This window comes from Alteromonas macleodii, from assembly GCF_903772925.1.
In the GTDB taxonomy this organism is placed as follows: Bacteria; Pseudomonadota; Gammaproteobacteria; order Enterobacterales; family Alteromonadaceae; genus Alteromonas; species Alteromonas macleodii_A.
This window is the reverse complement of the sequence record NZ_LR812090.1, coordinates 4335794-4350500: the sequence shown is the minus strand read 5'-3', so window position 1 is coordinate 4350500 and position 14707 is coordinate 4335794. Positions and strand designations below refer to the sequence as shown.

The following is a 14707-nucleotide window of genomic DNA, read 5'->3' as shown; positions in this document are numbered from 1 at the left end:
TACACGCCCCTTTAAACACACACGCTTTAGAGATTTAGAATTGTGCCTTGAAGGCTACACCGTAGTAACGGTCAGCGTCGCGAGGGATTTGATAACGGAAGTTATCACCGCTATACGTCGTTGCATAGCTTTCATCAAGTAAGTTTTTAGCAATCAAAGATACGCGGAATGCATCGTCTTTGAATGAGAAACTCACGCTTGCATTAAGCATGCTGTAGTCAGGCAACAATGAGTGCGGATTAAATTCACCCGTATTGCCTGGTAAGTCAGAGTACTGCTCGTCGGTGTAGATATACGATGCGTTATAGTAAACATCGAATCCGTGCTCTGTTTCCATAAAGTATTCAGCGCTTAGCGAGTATTTCATGTCAGGTGAGAAAGGAACATCAAGCCCTGAACGGTCAGTACATGTCGCTTCTTCAGGACAGTTAAACTCATCGATTTCTGCTTTCGTGTATGCAGCACCACCGATTAACGTAAGGTTGTCGGTTGCGTTCCACATCATATCAAGCTCGATACCCTGTGTTGTCACATCACCGGCATTGGTCAGACGTGTAATACATGCACCGTCTGAACAATCGAAATTATTCGCTTGGAAGCCTTCAATGTCGGTGCTAAACAAAGCAACGTTTAACAATAGGTCGCGGCTTGCGTACTTGTAGCCTATCTCGAAAGCGTCAGATTCTTCAGCGCCAATAGGGCGACCGTCGTTGTCTGGATTAAAGTTATAGTAAACGTTGAAACCCGGGCCTTTATAGCCTTGTGAGTAAGTAGCATAAACCATCTGATTTTGGTCAAGGTCGTATTGAAGACCAACACGGCCAGACAGATTGGTTTCATCTACTACCCCTTCTGCATCCGTGTTTTCAGTCGCTGGGCGAACACCAACACCACGGCGTCCATATTCATCGTTGCTAATACGGCGATGCTTATAAGATACTTCATCATCGGTATAGCGAAGGCCGAAGATAAGACGCATATCATCGCTTAAATCGTAAGTACCATCGCCGTATACCGCCCAGTTGTTAAACTCGGTGCTCATAAATGCAGTGGCAGAAACGATATCGTTTGCGTTACAAGACACACCCAATGAGTCTGCATAGGCGTCTAAGTCTGATAGCGCGTTGGTTAGGTCGTCTCCTGATAAATTGTTTTCTGCGTAAAAAGATAGTGCCTGATCAAGCTGACCATTATTGTTTTGGCAGCTTGCATCTCGTGTAAAGTTACGTTCAGAATCCATGTTCCAGTAGAATATACCCGCAAGGAAATTAAATGGACCTGCTAGGTTAGAAGCAACACGGAACTCTTGAGAAAACTGACTCCACTCCTGTTCACCCACATCGTGCAGTTGGAACGGTACGCCGAAAACAGGCTGATCGCTGTCGCCAGCAATTGAGGTAAAGTCACCTTCGCGAAATTCTGTGTTTTCCCATGAACGCTGGGCTGTGATTGAAGTAAAAGTATAATCGCCGACGGTCTTATCAACCTGAACAGAGAAGGCAGAATGGTCGTCGATGGTACGAGACTCAAAATCATGGTCAATTTGACGCTGCTCTAAATCAATGCCGTCTGCAATGGTTGCACTGCTAGGCGCTGCCTCAGAGTCTGGGTTACGACCGCTTGATACGCCTTCTAAATCGGCACAACAGTCGTCATCAGCACTGTAAAATTCGCTAATAAATTTAACTTTTAAATCGTTGGTTGGTTCGTAAAGCACGACAGCCCGTGCACCTTCGCGGTCGTAGCCATTTACTGTTTCGTTGTTATAGACGTTGTCGATATAACCGTCGAATTTACCTTGGAAAACGGTCAAGCTAGCTGAAAGGTCGTCTGTTAAACCTCCACTCACTGTGCCTTTTAAACGGTATTCGTTGTCTTGGTAAAATTCAGTAGAAAGGCTACCTGTTAAGTCCTGTGACGGGTCTTTTGTAGTGATATTTACTACGCCCGCTGACGCGTTTTTACCGAAAAGTGTGCCTTGTGGGCCGCGCAGAACTTCAATACGGTCAACGTCGTATAGGTCGGCAAAAGCCTGTCCAGAGCGGCCTAATACGACGCCATCTACTACTGTTGCCACACTTGGCTCTGCTGCGATACTAAATGAAATTGTGCCAATACCCCGAACCGTTAATGCAGAGTTACGGGTTGTGGTACCTTTACGAAAACTTACCGATGGGACGAGAGCCTGAAGATTCTCAACATTATTTGCGAAAGCCGACTCTATCTGGTCACCGCGTAATACTGATACTGCTACAGGAACATCGCTAATACTTTGTACACGTTTCTGTGAGGTTACGACAATCTGCTCGAATGACTTATCGTCTTTTGCAGCTTCGGTTTGTTCAGTCTCTGCATCTTGCGCATAGGCATTTGCGTTAAGCAGCAATCCAGATGTCATAGCAAGGGTTACCGCCTTACTGATGATCGATCTTTTTGTATTCATGTTGTTCTCCAGGGTATTTCGCTTATCTCGCTCTAACTAACAATGGCCAACATTTTTCGGATATATCAACCGTTGTAAGTAGACGGTGTTTGGTTTTTTATTTTTTTTAGCTACATAAGGGGCATCATTTAAAACGCCGCACTATGTGATTTGTCATTACCAGTCTTTATAAAAGATATCTTTCGTCTGATGTCTTATATAAGAGTAATTAAGTTAAACAATTGTTAAGTCGTTTGCAAACGTTATGTTAACTTTTTTGTGTTTTTTCTATACAGGAGCGAAGTGTTCGTTTTAAGCCGGCTGAGAAGCAAGGCGCTTTAAGCCTTGCTCGTATTTTACCCGCCACCACTTAAGGCTAATGCCAATGGCGGCGAAACAACTTGCCCACAAGCCAATTAAAGCCGGTATAAAGGCGTTACTGATCCCGCCTACAAAGCCCACTGGGGAGAACATCAGATACAGGGTAGCGATAAGGCCTACCAGCACAATCGCGCAGGGGATAGCGTAGCGCCATGGGGTCATATTAACTTCGGCCTTAGGCGTAAAATGCCATGGCGTCGCCATTGGATACAGTTTACCTATAGTTAACATAATGGTCATTTCTATAGCGAATAAAATGGCATATATGTGAATGAAATTAATATCCACTTCCCACACGAACTTCAATAGCCCATAAGCGATTACGTGGAAGATAATTGCCACTTTTGCGGCTAGGGCAGGGACTTTCTTAGTAAACAGTCCCACGAGCACAATGGTGATGACAGGGATGTTGTAGAACCCAGTGAATATGCGAATAATTTGCCATAAGCCTTCAGGTGCAAACATAAGCAGTGGCGCAGTGATAAAAGACAGCACAGCAATTACGATACTGGTGATCTTAGCCACGCGTATTAGCTTTTCGTCACTCACTTTATCTTTCTTGAAGGGCTTATAAACGTCTAAGCAAAATAGAGTGGCAGCACTGTTAAGCAGTGAATTAAAAGAGCTAAACACCGCACCAAGCAATACAGCTAGGAAAAACCCCGACAAATACTGTGGCAGTACGTCTTTAACCAAATGGGGGTAAGCGAGGTCGATAGTTTGTAGGTTTTCATCCTGGTATAGATGGTAAGCAATAACGCCAGGTAGCATCATCATGAAAGGTACGAGTACTTTAAAATACCCAGAGAACAACACACCTTTTTGACCTTCAACCAGGTTCTTTGCCCCAAGGGTTCGTTGAATAACGTATTGATTTGTACCCCAATAGAACAGGTTAGCTAATATCATACCTGTAAAAATAGTACCGAAGGGGACTGGATCGTTAGCGCCGCCTATGGCATTGAGCTTTTCTGTTTCTGTTGTCGCAATAGTTGAAAGTCCGTCACTAAAGCTTCCGTCGCCTAAAGCGATTAGACCAAGTATAGGGACTAGCAAGCCAACAATTAAAAGGCCTACACCGTTAATGGTATCTGATACGGCTACGGCCTTTAAGCCACCAAAAATAGCGTAAAGCGCGCCTATGGTTCCCACGATCACAATGGTTATGACTAAGCCTACTTCATAGCTTACGTTGAAAAGGCCCGGTACATCGAACAGTCGCAAAACGGCAATGGAGCCTGAATAAAGTACCGATGGAATAGTCACTAATGAGTAGCCCACCATAAACAGTACTACGGTCATTCTACGCACGCTGTCGTCGAAGCGGTCTCGTAAAAACTCTGGTAGGGTGGAAAAAGCCCCTGCTAAATAACGGGGTAAGAAAATAAGCGCCATAATTATGGTAGAGATACCTGCGGTTACTTCCCACGCCATGGCGCTAAGGTTATAGCCGAAGGCAGAGCCGTTTAAGCCAATAAGCTGCTCTGCAGAAAGGTTAGTAAGGATCATGGACCCGGCTATAAAGGTGCCGGTCAGCCCTCTTCCTGCGAGGAAGTAACCATCTTGTGTGTTAACTTCCCCTTTGGTTTTCATGTAAGAGATAGCGGCAACGATCGCCATAAATGTCATACATGACAGTAGAGTAAGGGTAATATCCATGAACAACTCCTAAGCGCTATGCTGGCCAGTGCGAGATATTCGACATATCCATATCGGTATGCTGAACATCTGGGCCCATTACTATGCGACTGCCTTTTTGAATGAATACAGCAACATCATTAAGTGCCAATATCTCTTCTATGTATTGTTCACCCTGTACCACTTCATCGGTACCGAAGCGCACCCACTCGCCTTTAGGTAAGTAGTATTTAATTTTGCCGCCAGGCACGACACAAGGCACCACCAGCAAGTCATCACCACACATAAACTGTTGTTCAAAAGCGTGAGTAAGCGGCTGGTCAGGAAAGGCTAACGCCATAGCTCGCTGAACCGGCAGGCCCGTGAGAGAGGCTTTTTCTGCGGTTTGTTTTAAATAAGGAATAAGCTTGTAACGCAGTTTTAATGCGCTAAAAACTGCATTTGATGCTTCATCACCATATGACCAGGGTTCACGAGGGCCAATACCATGTAATCGCATGTGGGCGCTAAATACTGATGCTTGCGCCCAACGTACATAGAGCTCTGCATCTCGGGTATCTTTGTAAAAACCGCCGATATCTGTAGCAAAGAAGGGTCCGCCTGACATACCCCACGATAAGCTGCCACGTATACTTGCCGCGAGGCCGTGCCAATCAGCTTGCGGGTCTCCGCCCCACTGCGATGGATAGCGCTGGCTTCCCGTCCAAGCAGAACGGCTAAATAAGAATGGGCCAGTTTTGCAGTAAGCTGCAGCTGCCTCATAAACGCAGCGGTTATAAAGCATACTGTAAACATTGTGCAGGCGATTGCCGGAATCACCGCTATACGACAGCATATTGTCGTCTTCTAGCTGCTCGCCAAAGTCGGCCTTGATCATGTCTACACCAAGGTCAAATAGAGGTTTGTGTGAGGTTTTCCAAAACTCATAAGCTTCTGGGTGGGTAAAGTCTAAGATACCTGAGTCTGGCAGCGGCGTAAGCACCTCCCCAAATGGGCTCAAGTCCCATTCATAGCGATACGCTTCGCCAGTGCGCTTATCTTTTATCAGCCAGCCTTTTTCTGCAGCTTTTTTATAAAGAGGGTTTTTCACTGAAATCATGGGGTATTCCCATACACAGATTTTAAAACCTAACGCTTTGAGCTCATCAATAACTGGCTGTGGGTCTTCGTAGCGCTTCGGGTCCCACTCAAAAGCAAAGCGGGTATCTGTGTCTTGCCATGCGCGACCATCAAGGGTAATAACATCGCAAGGCATATTCTTTTCGCGCACTTCACGGGCTACGGCGAGCAGCTCATCAGCATCTTTATAATACGCTTTAGAAAGAATCACGCCTAAACTCCACGTAGGTGGTGTAGGGGCAAAGCCGGTTAATTCACTGTAGGTTTTAATGCTTTGGGCTGGAGAGTCTTGGTGGAACAAAAATACGTCAAGAAGATTATCTTCTACTAAGCAGACATACGCTCGCTGTGACCAGAGCGCATATCCTACGCCATGGGTGACAGGTGCAGGTGTATGTACAAAAAGGTTCCAACCTTCAGGGCTCCACGCATACGGAGTATTTTTGTACGACTTCTCAGCGTTTACGCCAAGGGCGTCGTGATTGTATGAACGAATAAGTTGGCCGCGTTTATCAAGCTTGCCCCATTTCTCGCCAAGACCGTAAACCGCCTCGTCATAACCAAGCTCCAGGCTCACTAACCATCCGCTGTCTGTTTTGGCAAAGGGCGGTAAACGATGCTGGCGCACAAAGTGGCCGTCGGTAGCGCTTTGTTGAACAAGCACATCATCTTTATACAGCTTAAAATGTAGAGGAGAAGCAAAAATCTCTAAACGATAATTGCCAGCGACAAGCGTGCTGTGCGACTTGCCACCTGAATATACTAACGTTTGCTTATCGGGCGACTGTGTAAGCATAGCAAAGTCATCAGTGGCGTTAACATCACTTTGAATGCGTAAGCCAAACTGGCTGATACTTAAGCTCAACTCGCCGTATTGCGTAGGGACGATAAGTGTTTTATCGTCAGACAAAAAGGGCTGCTCGGTGATGTCAGCAGCTTCAATATCGTTCCAATCTGGTTCAGTTACACAAAAAGCGTTACTCATTTCTACATTACCCTTGATGTCTTATATAAGACATAAGTTAATGAAATGTAACTTGGGTGTCAATCTGCAATTATCAATTTATAAAGATTTAGATCGGGGCTCTGTCTTTTTATTTAGACGTCTAGTTGAAGTTACACTGACCCTATTATTAGAGCAAATCTGCGCCACAGTAAGCTTGTCTCTTGTTTATGTTGAGACATTAGACACTGATATTTTTGATAATAAGCGTCACGCCACTTAACGCGAGCATGGTCAGTGCTAACAGTCGCACAGAAGCGGCAGGCACCCGCGCCGCAAGCATTCGTCCTATTCTTGTGAAAATCAGGATCACCGGGATAGCGAGTAAAGCATAAAGGAGAACATCGCTCGAAGGTAAAGTACCAAAGGGGATTATAGCCAAGCGTAATAGCGACGTTATGCTAAACACGGCCAGAAGCGTAATTCTAATTTCGTTAATTGGCCAGGCTTGTCTGTAACACTGAAATACCACTGGCGGACCGAACGTAGAGAAGAGCCCGCCTAACATTCCGCCGAGACCGCCCGCAACGGTAAAACCAAAGGCACTACCAGACGGCTGCCCCCGTTTTCTTTTAACCAATAAAAGTCCACAGCAGCTTAAAATAGCGAAACCAAGCAACAGGTTAAGCCATGTTGCCATACCAACGGATAAGTACTCCAACAGCGCATATCCTATTCCCATAAACGGAATACCGCTAAGAAGGAGAATGGTAAAAGCACGTTTGTTTATTTGTTCGGTGTTTCTTGCTACCAGACTAACAGAGTTAAAAAGGCTCAAAAAACTTACCATAAATGTTGTCGCTGTGAGGGGTAAAATACCAAACAAGGTAAAGCTAGACACCACCATAAGCCCAAAGCCAAACCCACTTAATGTTTGCAGAAGTGTCGCAAGACCTAAAAGGGCGAACATGGGGAGTAGTGTTTCCAAGGGCATGTATGTTATTCCTACTATGTATGTGATTTAAGTCAAAAATGCGCTATAACTCTTGTGTATGATATAAAAACAATAATTAAGCGTTTAGGTTAGGGTTCATGTCTTCATCTCAATTCGATCACAAACTCAGCGGTCCAAGTCTCGCTTTTCAGCCTCTGTATCAACAGGTAGCTGAATACATTAAGCAACTTATTGTTGAGCGTCGATGGCAACCCGGTGAGATGCTGCCTAGTGAGTTTAAACTGGCAGACGAGTTCAAAGTGAGTCAAGGAACCGTTCGCAAAGCGTTAACACTTCTTACCGACACTAAAATTGTAACCCGGAGGCAAGGGGTGGGCACATTCGTTTCTGAACATACCGCTCAAGATGCATTGTTTCGCTTTTTCCCGTTACAAGCTGACGGAAAAGGCGCCGATTTACCTAAAGCAGAGCTCATCAGTAAAGAGCTAGTTGAGCCGAGTGAAACAGTTCAAGCAGCTCTTGCTTTATCAGCAAAAGATAAAACGGTAAAGCTTAAACGCAGACGCATACTTGAAAACGAATTTTGTATGCTAGAAACGATATTTTTGCCATTCAAAATGTTTCCCGAAATCCACCAGCGCGAAGATATTCCGCATACCTTGTATCACTTTTATCAAACGGATTATAACCAAACCGTGTTTAAAACCCGTGACAGCATTAAAGCCGTTCTAGCGTCAAAAAGTGATGCGAAAAGCTTGGGTATTGAAAAGGGGGCACCCTTACTTTTGGTCACTCGTGTCACAGAATCTATTGATGGCAAATTAATAGAGTATCGAGAGAGTAAATGCAGAACCGACCACTATCACTATCAAGTTGAACTTGACTAACTTGCTTCACCTCTAGTCTACTCTAAGCCTTTTCTACCGCTCACATTACTGCCCTTTCCAAAAAAGCGGGCATTAATAAACGTCCGCTTTACATACCCGCCCCCGAAACCGGGGTATAAGCGTTGTCCAATCTCATCACTAAAAGCCAAACTCGATCTTTTAATTTAGTTTGTTAACACTTTGTTGACATAAGAGTGCCTGTGTAATAACTTATGTCTTATACAAGACTAAAGTTTGAAGCTGAAGTTATACAAGAGCATACTGTTAAAGTAAAACTAATTAACTTAATGCAACAAATTCTAAGGTGAATGAAGCAATGAATAAGATACCTGAGGTAGGTTTTGGCTTTTGGAAAGTAGATACTGCCATTTGTGCTGAAACAACATACCAAGCAATCAAAGCTGGATATCGCCATTTAGACTGCGCAGCAGACTATGGCAACGAAAAAGAAGTGGGCGAAGGCATTAAGCGCGCTATTGATGAAGGCCTGTGTACCAGAGAAGAGTTGTGGGTAACCTCGAAGCTTTGGAATACGTTTCATGCCCCAGAGCATGTAGAGCTGGCGCTTGAAAAAACGCTATCTGATTTACAGCTAGACTATCTAGACTTGTATCTTATCCACTTCCCTATTGCGCAAAAGTTCGTGCCAATTGAAACACGGTATCCGCCAGAGTGGTTTTACGACCCTGACGCAGCTGAACCTAAGATGGAGCTTGCTCCTGTGCCGCTTCACAAAACGTGGGAGGCCATGGAAGCGCTCGCAGATAGCGGTAAAGCAAAACAAATTGGTGTGTGTAATTACAACACGGGCTTGCTGAATGACTTAATGAGCTACGCGCGCATTAAGCCAGCTATGCTACAGATTGAATCTCATCCTTACCTTACCCAAGAACGTTTAATTCGTTTAGCAAAAGACTACGGTTTAAATGTTACCGCGTTCTCACCTTTAGGTGCGCTTTCATACCTAGAGCTTGAAATGGCTGACCAAACTGAATCAGTACTTCAGCAGGACGTAGTAAAAGCCGCTGCAAAAGCCCACGGTAAAACGCCAGCGCAAATTGTGTTGCGTTGGGGCATTCAGCGCGGCAATGCGATTATTCCGAAGACGTCAAAAGTAGAACGCATGAAAGAGAACCTGGCGCTTTTCGATTTCTCATTAAGTGAAAGTGAAATGCAGGCTATTTCTGCATTAAACATGAATCGTCGATTTAACGATCCGGGTCACTTCTGTGAAGCTGCCTTTAATCGTTTTCACCCCATTTACGACTAGGAGTAAACTATGAAAAACGTCAATGACAGCTCTGCGGTAGCGTATGCAAGCGTACCTACTCAGCACAACTACAACGGCGGCGTGTTCCCTGAAATAGTCGTGAACAATGAAAGCTGTTCCACTGTAGAAGAAACGGTTGCGTTTGTTAAAGCGAATCAGGCAGAACTTGAAGCAAAGCTTGCTAAATCAGGTGCGCTGCTGTTTAGAGGGTTCCCTCTTGATTCAGCAGAGACGTTTGACGTTTTTTCAGCAGGCTTCGGCTATCCTAACTTTACTTATCAAGAGTCGCTGTCTAACGCGGTGCGTATTAACTACACCGAACGTGTATTTACCGCTAACGAAGCACCTAAAGATGTAGAGATTTTTCTTCATCACGAAATGGCTCAAACACCTATTTCTCCAAGTAAGCTTTTCTTCTTTTGTAAAACTGCAGCAGATGAGGGCGGTGCTACGCCGTTGTGTCGTTCAGACAAACTGTTTGAAGCATTGAAAGCGGAAAGCCCCGAACTGGCAAGGGACTTTAAAGAAAAAGGTCTGAAGTACACCACTACCATGCCTGCAGCAAATGACATCAATTCAGGTCAAGGGCGTAGCTGGAAAAGCACATTGAGTGTTGAAACCGTAGAAGAGGGTGAAGCTAAGCTTAAAGAATTAGGTTACAGCTGGGAATGGTTAGAGGATGGTAGCTTAAAAGCGATTACACCTGTACTTCCTGCGGTAATCGAATTGGATGACGGTTCTGAAGTGTTCTACAACCAGCTTATTGCAGCTTACATGGGCTGGAAAGGCGTTCGCGAGAACCCATCTTCAGCCATTACGTTTGGTGACGGCAGCGCTATCCCGAAAGAAGGGCTAGAGCGTATTGCTGAGCTTTCTGAAGACTTCACGTTTGATTTAGAGTGGCAAGACGGGGACGTGGCAATTGTCGATAACTATCGTGCGATGCATGGTCGTCGCCCTTACTCTGGCGATCGCAAGCGTGTAGTGCTTGTGGCATTGGTTGCTTCAGAGCGTTAATGCAATGAATGACATAGCAGTAAAATGTAAAAACATTTGGCCTGGGCTGGGTATTGCTACCATCACGGGCATGGCGGCCTTGTTTTTAAGTGAGCACTACAATGCCCCTGCTATGTTGTTTGCGTTACTGTTAGGCATGGCAGTTTCGTTTTTATACCAAAACGATACGCCATGCGCGTGCGGTATCGATTTTACCGCAAGTACCTTGCTTCGCGCGGGTGTGGTTTTACTGGGCTTAAGAATAGCGCTAGGTGACTTGGCAGTGCTAGGTTGGCAAACAGCGCTCATGCTTGCTGGCGCCATTTTTACGACCATTGTTTTGGGCGTAGGCTTGGCAAAAGCGCTGGGACTTCAAAAACGCTTTGGTGCACTTACTGGCGGCTCCGTCGCTATTTGCGGTGCTTCTGCTGCGTTAGCCATCTCTACCATACTGCCAAAAGGTGAAAACCACGAGCGAGATACCCTGCTTACCGTTATAGGCGTAACGGCCATGTCCACTATTGCGATGGTGCTTTATCCCATAGTCGCTGGGCAATTAGGTATGACAGACACTGAAGCTGGTATCTTTCTAGGCGGCACAATTCACGACGTGGCGCAGGTGGTAGGGGCTGGTTACTCGGTGTCAGAAAGTGCGGGTGATATGGCGACCCTTACCAAATTGGTGCGCGTAGCCATGCTGATGCCGGTAGTACTGATCATGATGCTTGTCATTAAAAGATTCTATAAAGCCAGTACCCAAGCAGAAGGCGGTGAAGTACCTAAAATGCCTCTGTTTCTTATCGGTTTTATTGCTCTCATGTTGCTCAATAGCTTTGTATCGTTACCTGAATTTGTGATCGAAGCAGGTACGCAGGTTTCTCGTTTCTTTTTAGTTGTTTCCATTACTGCAATCGGCATGAAGTCAAACCTGGGCAAGCTTGCCGAAGTGGGCGTGTTGCCTATTGTCATGATAGTTGTTGAAACCCTGTGGATTGCATTGCTTATTCTCGGTTTTCTTTACGCTATGTAAAAGCCGTTTATCATTTTGCAGCAGCATATTTTAAATACAAAATCGTTTGTACTGATAAGGTGGTCTCAGTGAAAAAACATGGTCTACACGAACTTTATGCCAAAGACCCTGTAAAAGCCGACGAACAGGTTTTTCAAAGAACCAGCAATACACTGACTCGCCGAGGCTTTATCAAAGGGTTAAAGTCACTGTCTTTGTTACTCGGTGCCGAAGTGGTGTACGGGCAATTTATGCCGGCGGGCCTCATTCCTGCAGCATTTGCGCAGGCCGACACGCCTTTTTCTATTAAAGGTAAAGACGGTTTAACCATACTTAATGACAGACCATTAAACGCAGAAACACCAGCACACCTATTAGATGACGCAATCACACCTGCTTCGCGTTTTTTTGTAAGAAATAACGGTATTCCCCCGCAAGCGCCTGATACAAGCAGCTGGACGCTTACTATTGAAGGAGAGTCTGCAGCACAGTCAAAAACCTTTACCCTTGAAGAACTAAAAGCTCAATTTAAGCATTACACCTATCAGCTAACACTTGAGTGTGGCGGAAATGGGCGGGCCGAGTTCTCACCGGCCGCTACCGGTAACCAGTGGACGACAGGAGCAGTAGGCTGCCCACGCTGGACAGGAGTGAGGCTAAAAGACGTGCTAAAAGCAGTGGGCGTAAAGGAAAACGCGGTTTACATTGGCTATTACGGTGATGATCAGCATTTAAGCCGAACACCGGGCAAAGCGGCTATTTCTCGTGGCGTGCCCATCGAAAAAGCGATGGAGGACGAGTCGTTAATCGCGTGGGCAATGAATGATGAACCGCTTCCCTTGATGAACGGCTTCCCGCTGCGGCTGGTATTTGGTGGCTGGCCTGCATCAACGTCAGGTAAGTGGCTTAAGAAAATAGTAATTCGAGACCGCGTGCACGACGGTGCAAAAATGCTGGGTAAAGCCTATCGGGTCCCATGTAAACCTGTTGCGCCTGGCGCGAAAGTTGCCGACGAAGACATGTGTATTATAGAAGCTATGCCAGTTAAGTCGCTTATTACCTTTCCAAAGTCTGGCAGCGATCACTCTCTCAAAGAAAAGCTAACCGTTCGGGGACATGCATGGAGTGGTGAGGGCAAAATTGCCAAGGTGTTTACCTCTATTGATTTTGGCCAAACTTGGCATCTTGCTCAGCTGAACGCACCGGCAAACAGACACGCATGGCAGCAGTTCAGCACACAGATAAACTTCCCCCAGCAGGGCTATTACGAAGTATGGGCTAAAGCACAAGATGAGCATGGAAAGTCACAGCCTATGGTGCTACCTGGATGGAATCCAAAAGGGTATTTAAACAATGCCTGTCATCGTATCGCTGTGCGTGTGGTGTAGGTAGAGGAGTGCAAGATTTTATGTATATTAAGGGGAATGGGGCACTGGGTATGGTTTGCATAGCCGTTCGACTTATCGCCTTAGTAGGGGGGCTTCACATATCCGTAGCAGCAGCCGATACCGAGACCAATAAAACGATGAGCATGATAAGTTTATCAAAAGAGCATGTGCAGCATGACGTCGATCCTCAGTCAGGTCTTATAAAAGCAGAAGGCTTCAACTTAGTGTTAGCCCATTGCAGCGCCTGTCACTCGACTTCTCTTATTACTCAGAATGCCATGAGCCGTGAAAGGTGGCTTGAGACTATTCGCTGGATGCAAGAAACGCAGAAACTGTGGCCACTGGGTGAGGCAGAACCAATGATATTAGATTACCTATCAACCTGGTATGGGCCTAAAAAAAGCGCTCGTCGTGCACCTCTACCACCACATTTACTGCCTGCAAACTAAAAACAGAGATAATAGTTTAATTTATCCCCTCAGTTTTATAATTTTCTGCCGATAATCAAACAATAACGCTACTTCAGACTAATGGCTAAGACGATATAACCTCTGTTAGTCTGAACAAAATAATTCTATAAAAATAATCGGTATCTCCACATGTTTGTATCACGCAGTAAATTCGAAGAAAAAGAAGCGCAAGTTCAGCTATTAGAAAAGCGACTTCAAGAAACGTTAGACAGAGTGTCTTTGCTTGAGGCCGAAAATGCTGAGCTGACTACGGCTTTAGAGACTGCGCACAACGAAGAAGCGCCATCTGCCAATGCCACTGTAGTTAAATGTTTAGTAGATTCACTGTCACAGGTTGAGGGCGTTCGCGAAACGGTTTTACGTTCCTACGAACGCATTAATGCCGAAAGTCAGTCTATTGTTGATATAAATGATTTATTTAGCGAATCGGCCTCTACACTGAGCAAGATTGTATCTGACATGAGCGGCCTGAATGTTCAGATGGGAAGTATGAGCGAGCGTATTTCTGGTCTGTCTACTACAGCTGACAATATCAATAAGTTTGTAACCACAATCACCAGCATTTCTGATCAAACTAATTTACTTGCCTTAAATGCAGCAATTGAAGCGGCCCGTGCAGGTGATGCTGGACGAGGCTTTAGTGTTGTAGCTGACGAGGTAAGAGCACTGGCTACTGAGACAAATAAGTCTGCCACAGAAGTATCAGAGCTTGTAAACGGCATTATCCAATCAACATCGAAAGCGGTGTCAGGTGTTAATGAACTGCGTGGTAACAATGAAGAGTTAGAGACAGGCATTAACCAGCTTAATAGTAGTTACGAGACTATGGTGCAACATTGCGACAGCATGAAAACGACAATCAGTGAAGGTGCAATGGCTACGTTCATTCAAACTGTAAAGTTAGATCACGTTGTGTGGAAGTCTGGCGTTTATGAAGTGCTTTGTGGTTTCAGCAATAAGACTGTTGCTGACTTCAGTGATCATGTGAGCTGTCGTTTAGGACAATGGTTCAATGAAAACGCGAATAGCCCAATTGGTCAAACTACAGCCTTTAGAGAGATTGAAGCGCCGCATGCAAAAGTGCATAGTAGTGGTGTGGCAGCAGTAAGAGCAAAACAAGCTGGTAATATTGCAGAAGCAGATGCAAAACTGATAGAAATGGAACAGGCGAGCGAGCGTGTGATGATGCTTCTTGACCGTTTAGCCGGATAAAACTATCAAATGCTAAA

At 45.3% G+C, this 14707-nt stretch carries 11 protein-coding genes; 7 read left to right on the top strand and 4 right to left on the bottom strand.

Annotation, left to right across the window (positions count from 1 at the left end; translation table 11 throughout):
- Positions 1 to 34: 34 nt before the first annotated feature.
- From PCAR9_RS18595 to PCAR9_RS18580, 4 genes are all read right to left on the bottom strand, one after another.
- Entirely contained in the window at positions 35 to 2443 is a 2409-nt protein-coding gene (locus PCAR9_RS18595) for a TonB-dependent receptor (RefSeq protein ID WP_179984878.1), read from the bottom strand.
- A gap of 291 nt (positions 2444 to 2734) precedes the next feature.
- Positions 2735 to 4462 (bottom strand): solute:sodium symporter family transporter, encoded by a 1728-nt coding sequence (locus PCAR9_RS18590; RefSeq protein WP_179984877.1) that lies wholly within the window; start codon positions 4460 to 4462, stop codon positions 2735 to 2737.
- A gap of 16 nt (positions 4463 to 4478) precedes the next feature.
- Positions 4479 to 6545, bottom strand: coding sequence for a glycoside hydrolase family 31 protein (locus tag PCAR9_RS18585; protein WP_179984876.1), 2067 nt, complete (start codon positions 6543 to 6545; stop codon positions 4479 to 4481).
- 199 nt (positions 6546 to 6744) lie between these two features.
- Positions 6745 to 7497, bottom strand: a complete 753-nt coding sequence (locus tag PCAR9_RS18580) for a sulfite exporter TauE/SafE family protein (RefSeq protein ID WP_179984875.1) — start codon at positions 7495 to 7497, stop codon at positions 6745 to 6747.
- 98 nt (positions 7498 to 7595) lie between these two features.
- Between PCAR9_RS18580 and PCAR9_RS18575 the strand changes: the two genes are divergently transcribed.
- From PCAR9_RS18575 to PCAR9_RS18545, 7 genes are all read left to right on the top strand, one after another.
- Positions 7596 to 8345, top strand: a complete 750-nt coding sequence (locus tag PCAR9_RS18575; RefSeq protein WP_179984874.1) for a GntR family transcriptional regulator — start codon at positions 7596 to 7598, stop codon at positions 8343 to 8345.
- 316 nt (positions 8346 to 8661) lie between these two features.
- A complete protein-coding gene (locus PCAR9_RS18570; RefSeq protein WP_081366557.1) occupies positions 8662 to 9615 on the top strand; it encodes an aldo/keto reductase in 954 nt (317 codons plus the stop codon).
- 9 nt (positions 9616 to 9624) lie between these two features.
- Positions 9625 to 10632 carry a TauD/TfdA family dioxygenase gene (locus PCAR9_RS18565; protein ID WP_179984873.1) on the top strand — a complete coding sequence of 336 codons (1008 nt, stop codon included), beginning with the start codon at positions 9625 to 9627 and terminating at the stop codon, positions 10630 to 10632.
- Between the two features lie 4 nt (positions 10633 to 10636).
- A complete protein-coding gene (locus PCAR9_RS18560) occupies positions 10637 to 11641 on the top strand; it encodes a YeiH family protein (protein WP_179984872.1) in 1005 nt (334 codons plus the stop codon).
- Between the two features lie 41 nt (positions 11642 to 11682).
- Entirely contained in the window at positions 11683 to 13008 is a 1326-nt protein-coding gene (locus tag PCAR9_RS18555; RefSeq protein ID WP_179985280.1) for a sulfite oxidase, read from the top strand.
- Between the two features lie 137 nt (positions 13009 to 13145).
- Positions 13146 to 13457 (top strand): hypothetical protein, encoded by a 312-nt coding sequence (locus PCAR9_RS18550; protein ID WP_179985279.1) that lies wholly within the window; start codon positions 13146 to 13148, stop codon positions 13455 to 13457.
- Positions 13458 to 13607: 150 nt separating this feature from the next.
- Positions 13608 to 14690 (top strand): methyl-accepting chemotaxis protein, encoded by a 1083-nt coding sequence (locus tag PCAR9_RS18545; protein ID WP_179984871.1) that lies wholly within the window; start codon positions 13608 to 13610, stop codon positions 14688 to 14690.
- Positions 14691 to 14707: the final 17 nt, after the last annotated feature.